At 69.4% G+C, this 16,807-nt stretch carries 17 protein-coding genes; 9 read left to right on the forward strand and 8 right to left on the reverse strand.

What is annotated here, in order from left to right; translation table 11 throughout:
* Positions 1–31 precede the first annotated feature (31 nt).
* The 5 genes from hrpA to OED01_RS11220 all read left to right on the forward strand — a co-directional run bounded on the left by hrpA (position 32) and on the right by OED01_RS11220 (position 8,470).
* Positions 32–4,123, forward strand: a complete 4,092-nt coding sequence (gene hrpA / locus OED01_RS11200; protein ID WP_413231580.1) for an ATP-dependent RNA helicase HrpA — start codon at positions 32–34, stop codon at positions 4,121–4,123.
* Between the two features lie 9 nt (positions 4,124–4,132).
* The gene (locus OED01_RS11205; protein ID WP_264155357.1) at positions 4,133–5,077 is read left to right on the forward strand and encodes a quinone oxidoreductase family protein; all 945 of its coding nucleotides are present in this window, start codon (positions 4,133–4,135) and stop codon (positions 5,075–5,077) included.
* Positions 5,078–5,147: 70 nt separating this feature from the next.
* Positions 5,148–6,476, forward strand: coding sequence for an O-acetylhomoserine aminocarboxypropyltransferase/cysteine synthase family protein (locus tag OED01_RS11210; RefSeq protein WP_264155358.1), 1,329 nt, complete (start codon positions 5,148–5,150; stop codon positions 6,474–6,476).
* A 37-nt stretch (positions 6,477–6,513) separates the two neighbouring features.
* On the forward strand, positions 6,514–7,497 hold the full coding sequence (locus OED01_RS11215) for a Gfo/Idh/MocA family protein (RefSeq protein ID WP_264155359.1): 984 nt from the start codon (positions 6,514–6,516) through the stop codon (positions 7,495–7,497).
* 4 nt (positions 7,498–7,501) lie between these two features.
* Positions 7,502–8,470: an NYN domain-containing protein gene (locus tag OED01_RS11220; protein ID WP_264155360.1), complete on the forward strand. Its 969-nt coding sequence runs from the start codon at positions 7,502–7,504 to the stop codon at positions 8,468–8,470.
* A 15-nt stretch (positions 8,471–8,485) separates the two neighbouring features.
* Here the strand turns inward: OED01_RS11220 and OED01_RS11225 are convergent, their stop codons facing one another.
* Positions 8,486–9,508 (reverse strand): Gfo/Idh/MocA family protein, encoded by a 1,023-nt coding sequence (locus tag OED01_RS11225; protein WP_264155361.1) that lies wholly within the window; start codon positions 9,506–9,508, stop codon positions 8,486–8,488.
* Positions 9,509–9,656: 148 nt separating this feature from the next.
* On the opposite strand from OED01_RS11225, the gene OED01_RS11230 reads away from it, so the two are divergent.
* Together OED01_RS11230 and OED01_RS11235 are read left to right on the forward strand one after the other, a co-directional pair.
* The gene (locus tag OED01_RS11230) at positions 9,657–10,274 is read left to right on the forward strand and encodes a DUF4166 domain-containing protein (protein WP_264155362.1); all 618 of its coding nucleotides are present in this window, start codon (positions 9,657–9,659) and stop codon (positions 10,272–10,274) included.
* Complete coding sequence (locus tag OED01_RS11235) at positions 10,271–11,242, forward strand: epimerase (RefSeq protein WP_264155363.1); 972 nt, start codon at positions 10,271–10,273, stop codon at positions 11,240–11,242. The genes OED01_RS11230 and OED01_RS11235 overlap by 4 nt, the downstream gene beginning before the upstream one ends.
* Before the next feature lie 6 nt (positions 11,243–11,248).
* On the opposite strand, the gene OED01_RS11240 is transcribed toward OED01_RS11235, so the two are convergent.
* Entirely contained in the window at positions 11,249–11,623 is a 375-nt protein-coding gene (locus OED01_RS11240; protein ID WP_264155364.1) for a PLDc N-terminal domain-containing protein, read from the reverse strand.
* Between the two features lie 33 nt (positions 11,624–11,656).
* A complete protein-coding gene (locus OED01_RS11245; protein ID WP_264155365.1) occupies positions 11,657–12,586 on the reverse strand; it encodes an aldo/keto reductase in 930 nt (309 codons plus the stop codon).
* Between the two features lie 50 nt (positions 12,587–12,636).
* On the opposite strand from OED01_RS11245, the gene OED01_RS11250 reads away from it, so the two are divergent.
* On the forward strand, positions 12,637–13,239 hold the full coding sequence (locus OED01_RS11250; RefSeq protein WP_264155366.1) for a GNAT family N-acetyltransferase: 603 nt from the start codon (positions 12,637–12,639) through the stop codon (positions 13,237–13,239).
* 6 nt (positions 13,240–13,245) lie between these two features.
* On the opposite strand, the gene OED01_RS11255 is transcribed toward OED01_RS11250, so the two are convergent.
* A complete protein-coding gene (locus OED01_RS11255; protein WP_264155367.1) occupies positions 13,246–13,455 on the reverse strand; it encodes a hypothetical protein in 210 nt (69 codons plus the stop codon).
* 131 nt (positions 13,456–13,586) lie between these two features.
* Between OED01_RS11255 and OED01_RS11260 the strand changes: the two genes are divergently transcribed.
* A complete protein-coding gene (locus OED01_RS11260; RefSeq protein ID WP_264155368.1) occupies positions 13,587–14,198 on the forward strand; it encodes a flavodoxin family protein in 612 nt (203 codons plus the stop codon).
* Positions 14,199–14,364: 166 nt separating this feature from the next.
* Here the strand turns inward: OED01_RS11260 and OED01_RS11265 are convergent, their stop codons facing one another.
* Genes OED01_RS11265 through OED01_RS11280 form a run of 4 tightly spaced genes read right to left on the reverse strand, consistent with a single transcriptional unit; the run spans position 14,365 to position 16,720 of the window.
* The gene (locus tag OED01_RS11265) at positions 14,365–14,664 is read right to left on the reverse strand and encodes a DUF7882 family protein (RefSeq protein ID WP_264155369.1); all 300 of its coding nucleotides are present in this window, start codon (positions 14,662–14,664) and stop codon (positions 14,365–14,367) included.
* Between the two features lie 30 nt (positions 14,665–14,694).
* Positions 14,695–15,060, reverse strand: a complete 366-nt coding sequence (locus tag OED01_RS11270; RefSeq protein WP_264155370.1) for a YciI family protein — start codon at positions 15,058–15,060, stop codon at positions 14,695–14,697.
* Positions 15,057–16,370, reverse strand: a complete 1,314-nt coding sequence (locus OED01_RS11275; RefSeq protein ID WP_264155371.1) for an RNA polymerase sigma factor — start codon at positions 16,368–16,370, stop codon at positions 15,057–15,059. Before OED01_RS11275 ends, OED01_RS11270 begins: the two co-directional genes overlap by 4 nt.
* A complete protein-coding gene (locus OED01_RS11280) occupies positions 16,367–16,720 on the reverse strand; it encodes a YciI family protein (RefSeq protein ID WP_264155372.1) in 354 nt (117 codons plus the stop codon). Before OED01_RS11280 ends, OED01_RS11275 begins: the two co-directional genes overlap by 4 nt.
* Positions 16,721–16,807 lie beyond the last annotated feature (87 nt).

A 16,807-nucleotide genomic window follows, 5' to 3' on the forward strand; every position in this document is an offset into this window, starting at 1 on the left:
GACCTCGTCGCGCGTCGTACGATGGAGGGCTATGTCCTCTCCCGTGATCTCCTATCCCGCCGAGCTGCCCGTCAGCGCGGCCAGGGAGGAGATCGCCGACGCCATCCGCGCGCATCAGGTCGTGATCGTCGCCGGCGCCACCGGGTCGGGAAAGACCACGCAGCTGCCGAAGATCTGCCTCGAGCTGGGTCGCGAACGCATCGCGCACACGCAGCCGCGTCGTCTGGCCGCGCGGACGATCGCGGAGCGCGTCGCGGAGGAGCTGCACGTCGAGCTCGGCGGCCGCGTCGGCTACAAGGTCCGCTTCACGGACCAGGTCTCGGATGCCACGCAGATCGCGCTGATGACCGACGGCATCCTCCTGAACGAGATCCATCGCGATCGGCTGCTGCGGCGTTACGACACGATCATCATCGACGAGGCGCACGAACGGTCGCTGAACGTCGACTTCCTGCTGGGGTATCTCACGCGCATCCTGCCGGAGCGGCCGGATCTCAAAGTCATCATCACGTCGGCGACGATCGACCCGGAGAGCTTCGCGCGGCACTTCGCCGACGCGAACGGCGAGCCGGCCCCGGTGATCGAGGTGTCGGGGCGGACGTTCCCGGTGGAGATCCGGTATCGGCCGCTGGACGACGCGCCCACAACTCCTCAGCAATCGCCCCCGTCGACGCCGAATCGTCCGAATCCGGGCGGATCCAAGCCATCGATGAGGAGTTCTGAACCGGAGGACGAGGTCTCGGCGATCGTGACCGCGTTGCGCGAACTCGATCGCGAGGCTCCGGGCGACGTGCTCGTCTTCCTCCCCGGTGAAGCCGAGATCCGCGACGCGGCGGATGCCGTGCGCGCGGCGTATGCGAAGGACCGCTCCCCCACCGAGGTGCTCCCGCTGTACGGCCGGCTGTCGGCGGCCGAGCAGCATCGCGTCTTCGAGCGCAGCCGTGTCGCCGGCGTGCGCCGCCGCGTCGTGCTCGCCACGAACGTCGCCGAGACCAGCCTCACGGTCCCCGGCATCAAGTACGTCATCGATGTGGGCACGGCTCGCATCTCCCGGTACAGCAACCGATCGAAGGTGCAGCGGCTCCCGATCGAAGCGATCTCCCAGGCATCGGCGAACCAGCGCTCCGGCCGCGCCGGCCGCACCAGCGACGGCATCGCCATCCGGCTGTATTCGGAGGAGGACTTCGAGAAGCGCCCGGAGTTCACCGAGCCGGAGATCCTGCGGACGTCGCTCGCCTCGGTCGTGCTGCAGATGCTGTCGCTCGGCTTCGGCGACATTCAGGCCTTCCCGTTCCTGACGCCGCCGGATTCCCGCGGCATCAAGGCGGCGTTCGACCTGCTCACCGAACTCGGCGCCGTCTCACTGACCGGCGACTCCCCTCGGCTGACCCGCATCGGGCGGGACATCTCCCGGATGCCGATCGACCCCCGATTCGCCAGGATGCTGGTCGAGGCCGCGAAGAACGGCGTGCTGACCGACGTGCTCGCGATCGTGGCCGGTCTGTCCATCCAGGATGTGCGCGAGCGCCCTTCGCAGGATGCCCCGCAGGGCATACGCGACGAGGCCGACCGCATGCACGCGCGCTTCGCGGACCCCACCAGCGACTTCCTCACGATCCTCAACCTCTGGAACCACCTGCGCGAGCAGCAGCGCGAGCTGGGCTCCAGCGCGTTCCGCCGGATGTGCCGCAGCGAGCACCTGAACTACGTACGCGTCCGGGAATGGTTCGACGTGCATCGTCAGCTCCGGTCGCTGGTGCCCTCTCGTTCGTCGAGCGAGCGGAGCGAGTCGAAACGCGGTCGCGACGAGGAGCGCGTTTCGACTCGGTCGGCTCCGCCGTCCTCGCTCAACGAACGCGGAACGAGCGACCCCGATGCCGTGCACCGCGCGCTGCTGTCCGGGCTGCTGTCGCAGATCGGCATCCTGGACGAGCGAACGTCCGCCGCGAAGGGGACGAACAAGACACCGCCGAAGGATGCCAAGCGGCGAGTCACCGAGTACCGCGGCGCCCGCGGCATCCGGTTCTCGATCTTCCCCGGCTCCGCCCTGCGCAAGAAGAGCCCGAGCGCCGTGATGGCGGCCGAGATCGTCGAGACCTCGCGCATGTTCGCCCGCACGGCAGCGGCGATCGATCCGGCGTGGGCGGAGGCGCTGGCCGGCGACCTCGCCAAGCGCCAGGTGTCCGAACCGCACTGGTCGAAGGATGCCGGAGCGGCCGTCGCCTTCGAGAAGGTCATCCTCTTCGGCGTCGAGATCATCCCGCGCCGCCGGGTCCAGTTCGCCCGCATCGATCGTGCAGCGGCCAGGGAGCTGTTCCTTCGGCACGCGCTGGTCGAGGGCGAATGGGATCCGACCAGGATCGACAAGAGGGTGAGCGCGTTCTGGCGCAGCAACGGCGAACTGCGCAAGCGCCTGGAGAAGCTCGAGGAGCGCGAGCGTCGCCGCGACATCCTCGCGGGCGATGAAGCCGTGTTCCGGTTCTACGACGAGCGCATCCCCGCCGATGTCTTCGACGTGCGCTCCTTCGAGCGCTGGTGGCGCGAGACGCTGCAGAAGACGCCGAAGCTCCTCGTCATGCGGGAGAGCGACCTGCTCGACGACACGGACCGGGCCGATCAGAGCGAGTTCCCGACCCGGTGGACGCAGGGCGACCAGGTGCTGGGGCTCGCCTACCGGTTCGAGCCGGGGGCGCCCGATGACGGCGTGAGCGTGGTCGTCCCCCTCGCCCTGCTCGCCCAGATCGACGACCGCGGCTTCGACTGGCAGGTCCCCGGTCTGCGTGCCGAACTCGTCACCGCGCTCCTGCGTGCGCTGCCGAAGGCGATCCGTCGCCACGTCGTCCCCGCCGCCGACTGGGCGGAGAAGTTCGGGGAACAGCTCGCCGCCGATGGACCGGAGCATCACAACGGGCTGCCGCCGCGTTCGCTGAAGGAATCGCTGGCACGGCTCATCCAGCCGCTCGCCAATCAGCCCGTCTCCGCAGCCGATTTCGACGACGACCGGGTCGCCGGGCATCTGCGGATGAACTTCCGCGCCGTCGACGAGCGCGGTCGCGTCGCCGGCTCCGCGCGCGACCTCACCCGTCTGCAGCAGGAGCTGGCCGATCGGGCGCGCGCGAGTGTCGCCCGTTCCATCGCACGACCGACGACCGAACGGGGACGGCGTCCCGAGACGGCGATGGCCGATGCCCTCCGGCAGGCGCAGGTGGCCGGCGTATCGCCGACCGGATCGTCGAACGCACCGACCGTGCGCGAGCAGGACGGCCTGACCGCGTGGACGTTCGGCGAGCTTCCCGAGGTCCTCGACACCCGGGTCGCCGGTGGTGTGGTGCGCGGCTACCCCGCCGTCGTGGACGCGGGCAAGACCGTGTCGGTCCGGGTGGAGGCCACGGCGGATGCAGCCGCGAAGGCGACCCGCGACGGCATCCTGCGTCTCGTGTTGCTCAATGTCCCTTCGCCGTCGTCGTACATTCAGGGGCATCTGACCAGCCAGGAGAAGCTGGCGCTCGCGGCTTCGCCCTACCAGAACGTCGCCGCGCTGATCGAGGATGCCCGCGCCGCCGTCGTCCGCGCCATGATCGAGGCCGAGGCGCCGGGCGGCATCGTCCGGACCGAAGCCGAGTTCACCCGCGTGCGCGACGCGGTCAACGCCGGGCTCGTCGATCGGCTGTTCACCTGCGTGTCGCTCGTGGCGAAGATCCTCACCAAGGCGCGTGACGTCGAACGCGCCCTCAAGTCCCAGAACTCGCTCGCACTGCTCGGGCCTCTCAACGACGTGCGCTCGCAGCTCGCCGGCCTCGTGCGCCCCGGTTTCATCTCGGCGACGGGGACGGAGCGGCTGGCGCACCTGCCCCGCTATCTCGACGGGATGCTCGAACGCCTGAACACCCTCGCGAACGATCCGGGCAAGGATCGCTCGCGCATGACCGAGTACGAGCGGATGGCCCGGGTATTCGAGGACGCCGGCGGAACCATCCCCCTGCACCAGGACGCGCCGCCATCTCTCGTCGAGACGCGCTGGCTGCTCGAGGAGTACCGCATCAGCGTCTTCGCGCAGCGGCTGGGCACCGCGCAGCCCGTCTCTCCGCAGCGGATCCAGAAGGTGCTCGCCGGCGCGCGCTAGCCTGGCTGCATGGCACGCGCGATCGTCTACACCGAAATCGGCACCCCCGACGTCCTGCATCTCGTGGAGGTCCCCGACCCCGTCGCCGGCCCCGGCGAAGCCGTCGTGCGGATCGAAGCGGCAGGTGTGAACCCGCTCGACGCGAAGCTGCGCCGCGGTGCGCGCCCCTCTCCGCCGATCGCCGAGCCCCGGCGCGTCGGATTCGATGGTGCGGGTGTCGTCGAGAGCCTCGGCGACGGCGTCACCGGCGTCGCCGTCGGCGACCGGGTCGCCGTCCGCGACGCCGTCGGCACCTACGCCACGCATCTGGCCGTCCCCGCCGAGCGCCTGTCGGCGCTCCCGGATGCCGTGACCGCCGCCGAGGGCGCGAGCCTGGGCATCCCGATCGGAACGGCGTACCAGTGCCTGCGTTCGCTGGGGGTCGGTGACGGCGACACGCTGCTCGTGCACGCGGGTTCCGGTGCGGTCGGGCAGGCCGCCATCCAGTTCGCGGTGTCCTGGGGCGCGACCGTCATCGCGACCGGCAGCCCTTCGCGCCACGAGCAGCTGCGCGACCTCGGCGCCATCCCCGTCGCCTACGGGGACGGGCTCGCCGATCGCGTTCGCGAAGCCGCGCCGACCGGTGTCACCGTGGCGCTGGACTGCATCGGCACGGATGAGGCGATCGAGGTGTCCAAGCAGCTGGTCGCCGATCACGATCGCATCGTGACGATCGTCCGAGGCCCCGACGCCGCCGAGCTCGGCATCCGCGCCTTCAGCGGTGGCGCTCCGCAGCCGCTGACCGCCGAGGAGCTCGCCTGGCGCGCCGAGGCGGTTCCCATCGCGATCGGCCTGCTCGCCGACGGCGACTTCCAGATCGAGCTCGGTCCCGAGCTTCCGCTGTCCGAGGCCTCCCACGCCCACGAGCTGATCGAGGCGCATGCGGCAAGGGGCAAGATCGTCCTGGTGCCGTAAGCCCGCGGGCCTGCCGCAACACTTCGACACACGCACGCGTGCGCGTGAGGCGCGCCAGGACAATGGACGGATGACCGCTTCCGCCGAGCCAGGCTCGACCGCATTCGCCACCCGGCAGATCCAGGCCGGGTATGTGCCCGGCGCCCCGCAGAACAGCGCCGTTCCGCCGATCTACCAGACCGCAGCCTTCCAGTTCGCCTCGCTGGCGGATGCCGCGGACCTGTTCGCGCTCCGCAAGGCGGGCAATCTGTACAGCCGTAACGCGAGCCCGACGCAGCAGGTGCTCGAGGACCGTGTCGCCGCGCTCGAGGGCGGTGCCTCCGCGGTCGCCGTGGCCTCCGGGCAGGCCGCTGTCGCGGTCACGCTCCTCGCGCTCGCCGGCCGCGGCGGCCACATCGTCGCCGCCGACCAGCTCTACGGCGGCACGGTCGACCTGCTGCAGGAGACGTTCGACGACTTCGGCATCCCGGTGACCTTCGTCGACCAGGATGACGCGGCCGCCTGGCGCGCCGCGATCCGCCCCGAGACCCGCGCGCTGTTCGCCGAATCCGTCGCGAATCCGATCGCCCAGGTGCTCGACATCCGCCTCGTGGCCGACATCGCGCACGAGGCCGGCGTGCCGCTCGTGATCGACAACACGGTCGGCACCCCGTACCTCGTGCGGCCAGGCGAGCACGGGGCCGACTTCGTCGTCCACTCGGCGACCAAGTTCCTCTCCGGGCACGGCACCTCGCTCGGCGGTGTCGTCGTCGATCAAGGCACGTTCGACTTCGGAGCCGAGCCGCAGCGCTGGCCGCAGTTCACCGCCCCCTACGCGCGCTTCGGGGAGCTCGTGCTCTGGGAGCGCTTCGGAATCGGCCAGGCCTTCGGCGCCCTCGTGAAATCCAAGTACGTGCACGACCTCGGACCGTCGCTGTCGCCCTTCAACGCCTGGCAGATCCTGCAGGGCATCGAGACGCTGGATCTGCGGGTGTCCCGCCAGAGCGCGACGGCACTGACGATCGCGGAGCACCTCGCGCAGCACCCGAAGGTCGCCGCGGTCCACCATCCAGGACTGTCGGGAAACCCGTGGAACGCCCTCGCACAGCAATACCTCCCGCGCGGCGTACCCTCGGTGTTCTCGTTCGATCTCGCGGGCGACATCGACGGAGACGAGGACCCCGCAGCCCACGCGCGCGCGGCTCTGGTGATCGACAACCTCGCCGTGGTCCGGCTGATCGCGAACATCGGCGACGCGCGCAGCATGGTCGCGCATCCGGCATCCATGACCCACTCGCACCTGAGCCCGACGCAGCGTGCGGCCGCCGGCATCTCACTGAACACGATCCGCTTCTCGGCGGGTCTCGAGGACCCGACCGACCTCGTCGCTGACCTGAACCAGGCGCTGGCCCGGCTCTGACGGAATCCGGACGCGGTGCGGCCGGTACGCTGAGTGCATGACTGCACTGCGCTGGGGAATCCTCGCCACCGGCGGCATCGCCGCCGCGTTCGCCTCCGATCTGCGCACCGCCGGTCTCGATCTCGTCGCCGTCGGCTCGCGTTCCCAGGAATCCGCCGACGCGTTCGCCGCCCGGTTCGACATCGCCCGCGCGCACGGCTCGTACGAAGCGCTGGCGACCGATCCGGACGTCGACATCATCTATGTGGCCACGCCGCACCCGATGCATCACGCCGATGCCCGCCTCGCGCTGGAGAACGGCAAGCACGCCCTCGTCGAGAAGTCGTTCACGGTGACCCGCGCCGAGGCCGCGGACCTGCAGCGGCTCGCGGCGGAGAAGGGCCTGCTCGTGATGGAGGCGATGTGGACGCGTTACCTGCCGCACATGGTCCGCATCAGGGAGTTGATCGCCGACGGCGCTCTCGGCGAGATCCGAGCCGTCACCGCCGATCACACCCAGAAGATCACGGCCGACCCCGCGCACCGGCTGAACGCCCTCGAACTCGGCGGCGGCGCCCTTCTGGACCTCGGCATCTACCCGATCTCGTTCATCTGGGACATCCTCGGCGAACCGGAGACGATCAAGGCGGTCGCACGCCTGGGCGAGACCGGAGCGGACACCGAGATCGCCACCGTGATGACGCACGCCGGCGGCGCCGTGTCCACGAGCGTCTCCTCCGCGAGAGCCGTCGGGCCGAACACGGCATCCGTCATCGGCACCGAGGGACGCATCGACATCGATCGGGTCTGGTACGCGCCGACCTCGTTCCGCCTGGTCGCCCCGGACGGCACGGTCCGCGAGAGCTACGAGTCGGCGATCGACGGACGCGGCATGCAGTATCAGGCGCTGGCAGCAGAACGACTCGTGGCCACCGGCACACCAGAAGGCGACATTCTCCCGATCGCCGAGAGCGTCGCCATCATGGCCACACTGGATGAGATCCGCGCCCAGATCGGCGTGCGGTACCCGAACGAGGGATGACCTTATGGCCGAGACACAGGACACCCGCGTCGCCGTCTACCTGGACTTCGACAACATCGTCATCTCCTGGTACGACCGCGTCCACGGGCGCAACGCCTACGGCAAGGACCGACAGCGCATCACGGAGAACCCGAACGACCCCGAGGTCGCCGAGCGGCTGAAGCGGGCCACGATCGAAGTCGGCGCCATCATCGACTACGCGGCCTCGTTCGGCACGCTCGTGCTCACGCGGGCGTACGCGGACTGGTCCTCCCCGGTGAACGCGGTCTACCGGTCGCAGCTCGTGGCACGGGCCGTCGACCTCGTGCAGCTGTTCCCCGCGGCGGCGTATGCGAAGAACGGCGCGGACATCCGCCTCGCGGTCGACGCCGTGGAGGACATGTTCCGCCTCCCCGATCTCACGCATGTCGTGATCGTGGCGGGCGACAGCGACTACGTGCCGCTCGCGCAGCGGTGCAAGCGCCTCGGACGCTACGTGATCGGCGTCGGCGTCGCCGGCTCCACCGCGAAGTCGTTGGCCGCGGCATGCGACGAGTTCGAAGCGTACGATTCGCTCCCCGGCGTGGTGCGCCCGGCAGCCAAGGCTCCGGCGGCGCCCGCTCCGGTCCCCGAGCCGGAGACTCCGGCGGAACCGGATGCCGCCGCGGAGGCGCCCGTCAAGGCGAAGGCCCCTCGATCACGCGCGAAGAAGGCTGCACCCAAGGTCGTCGAGCCGGAGGCGCCGGCGCTGACCGAGCAGGAGGAGGCGACCCAGTTGCTGGAGCGCGCTCTGCGCCTGGGGCACGACAAGGCGGATGCCGACGAGTGGTTGCACAGCTCAGCCGTCAAGACGCACATGCGACGCATGGATCCCTCCTTCAGCGAGAAGGCGCTCGGGCACCGGTCGTTCTCCGACTTCCTGAAGTCCCGCGACGACATCGCGGAGCTGGAGGAGACCGGACACGAGCGGCTGGTCCGCCTGCGCGAGCGCTGACGCGCCGCGCGGCGATCACTCGGCGTGACGACGAATCTGCCGACGGACGTCATCGAGCACGCGCAGCACGGCGATCGAGTCGTCGAGCGAGTGCAGCGGCGACTGCGTACGCCCCTCCGCCACGTAGGCGGCGAGCGCCGTCGCCTGCCAGGCCAGGCCGTCGCGACCGGCCAGGCCGCTCTCGTCGGCCCATTCGTGCTCGCCACCGTCGCTGAGGATCCTCAGGCGTGCCGGGAAGACGAAGCTCGAGTCGAACAGGATGCTTCCCGTCGTGCCGTACACGGACGCCAGCCCCGGGGTCGTCGTCGTGGCGGATGCCGAGAGCGAGGCCAGGGCTCCTGAGGCGCTGCGCAGTGCGATGACCGCTTCGATCTCCGCGGTGGTCGGTGCGACGCTTCCGATCGCGTGCACGCTGTCGATCGGTCCGAGAACGGAGTGCGCGAACCAGAGCGGGTAGACGCCGGCGTCGATCATCACGCCACCGCCGATCGTCGGGTCGAAGCGCGGGTCGCCTGCCGAATACTCCCACCGCCATCCCAGATCCGCAGTGACCGTGCGCACCTCCCCCACGGCTCCGTCCGCGAGCAGCCGGGAGACGAGGTCGGACTGCGGGAGGTACCGCGTCCACATCGCCTCCATCGCGAAGACCCCCGCCGCCTTCGCCGCCTGAGAGATCTCCTCGGCCTCCTGCGCGTCGAGCGCCATCGGCTTCTCGATCAGCACGTGCTTGCCCGCGGCGATCGCGGCGAGTGCCAGCGGACGGTGCTGCGCGTGCGGAGCCGCGACGTAGACGACGTCGACGTCGGGCGACGCGAGCAGCGCCTCATGACCTTCGAACGCGTGCGGGATGCCGTGACGCACGGCGAACGCCTGCGAGCGGTCACTCGAGCGCGATGCGACGGCGACGACGCGCTGGTCGGTGTGCCGGTGCACCGTGCTGACCCAGTCCTGAGCGATGCCTCCGGGGCCGAGGACGCCCCAGCGCAGCGTCGGTCCACCGCGCAGCGGCGTGACGGACGGCTCGGGCAGCGTCAGCACGACGACCCCTCTGCCGGGCGGAGATCGTGGTCGTGTCTGCGCATCAGTGCTCCCGTCCTCGCCGCGCGGACGGCGCGGCGCTCTCACTCTAGGACGCACCGCGGAGCCCCGGCCAGGAGCGAGCCGTCCGCACGAGTACGCTCGAAGCATGCGGCATCCCTCCACGTCCCCGTACGCACGAGCGCTGGGGGCCAGGATCCGTCTGCTCGATCCGCCGACGCAGAGCTACTTCGCCGCGATCCCCGACGGTCACGTCGGCATCGGAGAGGGCGTGTTCGACCGGGTCGGCACGCGGCGCCGGTGGCTCGCACGCCTGCTCCGTCCGTTGCAGCGGCGCGGCATCCTCGTCGCCGGCTGGCACACGGACGTCCCCTTCCGGATCGAGAACCGCACGGTCGCCGGTCGGGCGATCGCGGAGCGGACCCTCACCCTGCCCCAGGGCGAGTGGGTCATGCGCGATGCCGTCGCGCTGAAGCCGCACGGGCGTCTGGTCGACGAACTCGGCGAGCCTCCGCTGCTGGCGGTGAGCTTCGACGTCGACGTGGAGGCAGGCGCGATGCGCCTGACCAGCCGCGCGGTGGGAATGCGGCTGGGTCGCCTGCGCCCGCGGCTTTCCGGGTGGCTCGCGCCGCGGGTCCGCCTGCGCGAGGGACTCGAAGCGGACTCGGATCGCCAGTGCATCGAGCTCACGATCGACATGCCCCTGCTCGGCCGCGTCTACGAGTACGGCGGCACCTTCACCTACCGGATCGAGCAGGAATCATGACCGCTGGACGCGTCGTGATCGGCGGCTCCTCGGGATTCATGGGGCGCCATCTGGTGCGGAAGTATCGGAACGCAGGGCGCGAGGTCGTGACCATCTCGCGTTCCGGCGCCGACTTCGGCTGGGCGGATCAGAAGGAGATCGACGCCGCCGTCGACGGCGCGGCACTCGTGATCGGCCTCGCCGGCAAGAGTGTGAACTGCCGGTACACGCCGGAGAACAGAGCTGAGATCTTCGCCTCACGGGAGGAGACGACCGCCGCGCTCGGCGGCGCGATCCTGCGGGCCGAGAATCCGCCCCCGCTCTGGATCAACTCCTCCACCGCCACGATCTACCGGCACGCCGACGACCGCCCGATGACCGAGTCGACCGGCGAGATCGGCACGGGTTTCTCCGTCGAGGTCGCGAAGGCGTGGGAGCGGGCGCTGTTCGCCGACGATCTCCCGCTGACCAGGCGAGTGGCGCTGCGCAGCACGATCGTCCTGGGCCACGGCGGTGTGCTCGGACCCCTGCGTTCGCTGGCCCGGCTCGGCCTCGGCGGCGCGCAGCACGACGGCTGGTGGCCGGTCGGCAGACGGCGCAGAGAGGCCGGAACCGCTCACTTCCCCGGGGCGCGGCGCGGTCGGCAGCGGTTCAGCTGGGTGCACATCGACGACATCGCGGGCATCATCGATTTCCTCGAGGATCACCCCGAGATCAGCGGTCCCGTGAACGCCGCATCCCCGAATCCGGTCGACAACACGACGTTCATGGCGACCGTTCGCGACGTCCTCGGCGTGCGGTTCGGCCCACCCATGCCGCGATGGATGCTGGAGATCGGCGCCATCGGCATCCGCACCGAAACCGAACTCATCCTCAAGAGCCGCTGGGTGCTGCCCGAGAAGCTCACCGCGGCCGGCTACGCGTTCCGCTACCCGGTGCTCGAGCCGGCGCTCCGGGAATCCTTCGACGCCGAGTCCGTCACCCGCTGACCGGGCTCAGTCTTCGCCGCGCTCCTGCCGGCGCTTCTCGATCTCCTGCCGCAGCCGCCACTCCTCGATCTCCCGATCGAGATCCGCGATCTGCTGCTCGGTGGTGCGAGTGTCGACCGGCCTCGGCGGAGCCTGGGGCGGCGCGGATGCAGGCCCGGCTGAGCGCGCTCGACGCGGAATCCTCGGCATCGAGACCCCGTCGGACGAGTACTCCCGGCCGAGCGCGAACCACAGGATGCTGCCGATCAGCGGCAGCAGGATGACGATGATGATCCACACCATCTTCGGCAGGAACCGCACGCGCGAATCGTCGCGGGTGATGATGTCGATCAGGGCACCGATCATCAGGGCGATGACCAGCAACGAGAAGATGAACGGCATGGCTACAGAGTAGAGGACGCTGGCAGGCGGGGGTCAGGGCAGCGTGTGGCCTGCAGCCCGATACAGCTCGTACCATTCGGTCCGGGTGAGCTCGACCTCCGCTCCCTCGGCCGCCGCCACGATGCGCTCCGGACTCGTCGTCCCCATGACGACCTGCATGCGGGCGGGATGCCGCGTGATCCACGCGACGGCGATTCCGGTGGGCGTGCTGCCGTGCGCGTCGGCGATGCGCTCGAGTGCGATGTTCAACTCGGGGAGGGCGGGGTTGCCGACGATCGGACCCCGTCCTGCGCCGGCCTGCATGGGCGACCAGGCCTGGATCGTGATGCCGTTGGTCCGGCAGTACTCGAGGATTCCGCCGCCGTCACGGGTGATGCTCTGATCGGTTTCCTCGCGGTTGGCGGCGATCGGTCCGGCGATCATCGACGCGTGGGTGAGGGAGAGCTGCAGCTGGTTCGCGACGAAGGGCTGCTTCACAGCCGTACGCAGCAGATCGATCTGCCGCGGAGTGTGGTTGGAGACGCCGAAGGCACGGACCTTGCCTGCGGCGGCGAGCTCGTCGAACGCGCGGGCGACCTCATCCGGCTCGACCAGGGCATCCGGCCGGTGCAGCAGCAGGACGTCGATCCGGTCGGTCCGCAGCGCCGCGAGCGATCCGTCCACCTGATGCATGATGTGCTCGTACGAGAAGTCGTATGCGCCGTCGGCCGGCACGATGCCGCATTTGGTCTGCAGCGTGATCTCGTCGCGTTCGGCCGGGGTCAGCTGCAGCGCCTCGGCGAAGCGCGCCTCGCACACGTGCATCCCGCCGCCGTAGATGTCGGCATGGTCGAAGAAATCGACCCCCGCTCCACGTGCCGCGTCGTAGAGCGCACGGATCTCGGCATCGTCCTTGTCGTGGATGCGCATCATTCCGGCGACGACGGCGGCAGCGGATGCGGTGGCGAACGGCACTGTCTTCATGCCAGCCACGCTAGCGCGGAACGGGGACACACCACTGGTTGAATTACCGTATGGCCTTCCTCATCGACCCCGCTCCGCTGACTCTCACAGGCCGACTCGTCGAGCTGCGACCGCTCGAACGGGCGCACCACGACGGCCTGGTGGAGGCCGCGTCGGAGGGCGAACTGTGGAAGACCGCCTGGTACACGTCGGTTCCCGAGCCCGGCGGGGTCGCCGCAGCGATCGACCAGCGTCTGGCGATGGCGGAGAAGGGCGAGATGATCCCTTTCACCGCGTTCGACGCGACGGGGCGCATCATCGGAGTGACGTCGTTCTACGACCTGGTCGCCGACGTCCCGCGGCTGCACATCGGCTACACGTGGAATCGTCCATCCGCCCACGGCACGGGGACGAACGCGGAGTCCAAGTACCTGCTCATGCGGCACGCGTTCGAAGAACTCGGGGTCTACCGCGTCGGGCTCACGACGCAGTGGGTGAACTTCCAGTCGCGCACGGCGATCGAACGCCTCGGTGCCAAGCAGGATGGCGTGATGCGCGCCGTCATGCGCTACCGCAACGGCGCGCTGCGCGACAGCGTCGAGTACTCGATCATCGAACCCGAATGGCCCGCGGTGAAGGCCAACCTGGAGATGCGGCTGGCGAAGCGCAGCTGAGCGGGATCAGCTCGCCGCCGGTCCGCCGTCCCAGTTCTTCGAGCGCCGGGTCGCGCCGCTGCGGCCCTCGCGCATCATGAACGCGAGGGAGATGCAGATCAGCAGGAGTCCGCCGATGAACACCAGCGCCTGGAAATCCGGCAGCCCGAACGAGATGCCCATCACCCAGAACCCTCCGAGGAAGAGGATCATGAAGAAGATGAAGCTGAGGATCATCGGGCGCTCCTGACGTCGGGAAATCTCGCTCGGTCCAGGATACCCGTGCGCGGGCCCGCCGCCGCATAGCGCAGAGGATCGGCGCACGAAACCCCCTCCACGCCGCGGAGGTCCGCACCTAGCCTGGCCGCATGGACGCACAACTGACGGCACTCGCGATCAACTGCACGCTCAAGCCCTCCCCCGGTGATTCCAGTTCGGAACTGCTGGGCAGGCAGATCCTCGCCGCCCTCGCCGAGCACGGCGTGATCGGCACGATGGTGCGCGCGGTCGACCATACGCTGCTTCCCGGCGTGGGGAAGGACATGGGCGAAGGCGACCAGTGGCCCGCACTTCGCGAGCAGGTCCTCGCCGCAGATGTCCTCGTGTTCCTGACGCCGACGTGGCTCGGCCAGCACTCCAGTGTCGCCCAGCGCGTGCTCGAGCGTTTGGATGCCGAGCTCAGCGAAACGGATGCATCAGGACGCCCGACACTGTTCGACAAGGTCGCGATCGCGGGCATCGTCGGCAACGAGGACGGCGCGCATCACATCGCCGCCATCCTGTTCCAGTCGCTCAACGACGTCGGCTTCAGCATCCCGGCGCAGGGCTCGGTGTACTGGAACGGCGAGGCGATGCAGCAGACCGACTACAAGGATCTGCCCTCGACGCCGGAGAAGGTCGCACAGGCGACGGCGACGGCGGCGGCCGACGCGGCGCATCTGGCGGGGCTCCTGCGCGGGCAGAAGTACCCGGTCGGATGACCGGCGGCCCACCCATCGGCAGGGATGGATGAGCCACCGGCGCGCGGAAGTTCAGACCCGAAAGTGCTCCCGCCCCCGCGAGAGCGCCCGAACGACTCCGAGGATCACGTTACGCAGGATCGGTGATAAGCCGCAGGGGGTTGCTTTGTCGGCGCCGCGTGCGCTATCAGCCGAGCTGATCCAGAACCAGTTCGCCTCGCACGTTCAGGTTCTCCATCATGCGCTCGATCCGTGCGGGGTCGATCGCCGGCATGGTCGGGTTGTCGAACGCGATGATCAGCGGGATGCTCGGGTTCATCCAGATCGTGAGCCGGCCGGGCGCCTTGTCCTGATCCTCGGGCAGCCAGGTCATCATGAAGCTCTCCTGCCGGCGCAGCTTCGTCCCGATCACGATCTTCAGATGCGCCAAAGTTTCGTCATCCACGCCGATCGCGGGGCGCGTGCTGTTGTATTCGAGAGTTCCCATGGACAGCACACTACGCCCGCGACGCGGTCATCACGCCTCCTGCGGCTGCTCCCACGGCAGCGTCACGATCGGAAGGATGTACATCCGCCCGGCCACCGCCGTCGGGTGAACGGCCATGTACGCGGCAGCCTGGTCGATCGAGTCAGCCTCGATCAGGTCGTAGCCGGCGAACCACTCCTTGAACTCGGGGAACGGTCCGTCTGTGATGAGCAGTGCGCCGTCGCGGATCGCGACGGACTTGGCCTGCTCAGGGCCCGCGACGGGCGCGCCGGGGCCGAGCATGCCGGCCTGGTTGCCGCGTTCCGCCCACGCGTCGAGCTTCTGCCGATCCTCCGACTCCGGCAGGGCTGTTCCCTGCGCATCGGTCATGTGGATGACGAGGTACGGGCTGGTCATGAGAGTTCTCCTTCATCGGTGGTTCCATCGGTTTGGGATGCCGCCGCGACCTGATCCCGGCGACGGGTGAGATGCGTGATCTCGGCGGCGTTGACCGCCAGGTCGATCGCGCGATCGTAGGCGCCGCGAGCGGCATCCGATCGCCCGGTCAGGCGCAGCAGTTCTGCGCGCGTCGTGTGGAAGGCGTGATGCTCGGCCAGGTCATCGCCGAGCTCGTCGACGAGCGCGAGCGCGACGTCGGGCGAGTCGTACTCGGAGATCGCGATCGCCCTGTTGAGCCTCACGATCGGACTCGGGTCGATGCGCTCGAGTGCGTCGTACAGTGCGACGATCCGGGACCAATCGGTGTCCTGCGCCCGAGGTGCGGACACGTGCACGGCGTTGATCGCCGCCAGCAGCTGGTAGCGCCCCAGCGCGCCGACATCATGCCCGCCGGCTTCGAGCCGTTCATCCACAAGCGCGATGCCCTCCCGGATCAACGTGCGATCCCAGGCGTTGCGCTCCTGCTCGTCCAGCCGGACCAGCTCGCCGCCGGCGGACAGCCGGGCGTCGGCGCGCGCCTGAGTGAGGAGCATCAGCGCGAGCAGACCGGTCGCCTCGGCATCCTCGTCGGAACCCGAAGGGAGCAGTTCCCGGACGAGCCGTGCCAACCGGATCGCCTCCTCGGCGAGGTCGCGGCGAATCGGGTCGACGTTCTCGCCGGATGCGAAGTAGCCCTCGTTGAAGATCAGATACAGCACCGCGAGCACGTCGGACACGCGCGGCGCTATATCTTCGCGTCGCGGCACGACGTACGGCACCCGGGCGGCCTTGATCCTGGCCTTGGCTCGGCTGATCCGCTGACCCATCGTCGTCTGCGGCACCAGGAACGCCCTGGCGATCTCCGCGACGGTGAGTCCGCCGACCATCCGCAGTGTGAGCGCGATGCGGTCCTGGATGGAGAGCACCGGGTGACAGCACGTGAAGATCAACCGCAGCCGATCGTCCTCGATGTATCCCGTCGGCTCCGCGGGCGAGTCGTCCTGCAGCATGAACGCCTCCCTCTGCTTGTCGTCCCGCCTGGCCTCGCGGCGCAGTCGGTCGATGGCCTTGCGGTGGGCTGTCGTGGTGATCCACGCGCCCGGACTGGGCGGCACCCCGTCGATCGGCCAGCGCTCGACGGCGGTGGCGAACGCCTCAGCAGCCGTCTCCTCCGCGATGTCGAGGTCGGCGTAACGACGCACGAGGCCGGCCACGATCCTGGTCCACTCCTCGCGATGCGTTCGGGCGAGCTCGGCGTCGACGTCGATCGCCCCGCTCCTGTCGGTCACTGGTCGCCGCGAGCCGGGATGACGTACATCCGCCCGATGCGCGCCGTTGAATGCTCGGCGAGCATCCGCGTCGCCTCGTCCATGTCGGCCGCTTCGATCCACTCGACACCGAGGAACCACTCGGTGAACTCCGGGAAGGGACCGTCGGTCACGACGACGTCTCCGCCGTGCGCGGTGATGCGGCGCGCCTGGTCGGGACCTGCGACGGTCTCGCCGTTGGGCTCCCACCCGTTCGGGCCTTCGCGGAGCTCCAGCCAGCGCTGGAGCCGGGCACCGTCGACGTCCGGATCCCATTCGGCACCTGCGGGGTCGCTCATGTGGATGACCAGGAACTTCTGTCGCGCGGTCATGACGCTCCTCTCGATCGCACGTGCGGCGATCCTCATCATCACCACGAACACGTTCACGTCGATTCGACAGGAGTCGGAAAAGAAGTT

The organism is Microbacterium sp. M28, assembly GCF_025836995.1.
Classification (GTDB): domain Bacteria; phylum Actinomycetota; class Actinomycetes; order Actinomycetales; family Microbacteriaceae; genus Microbacterium.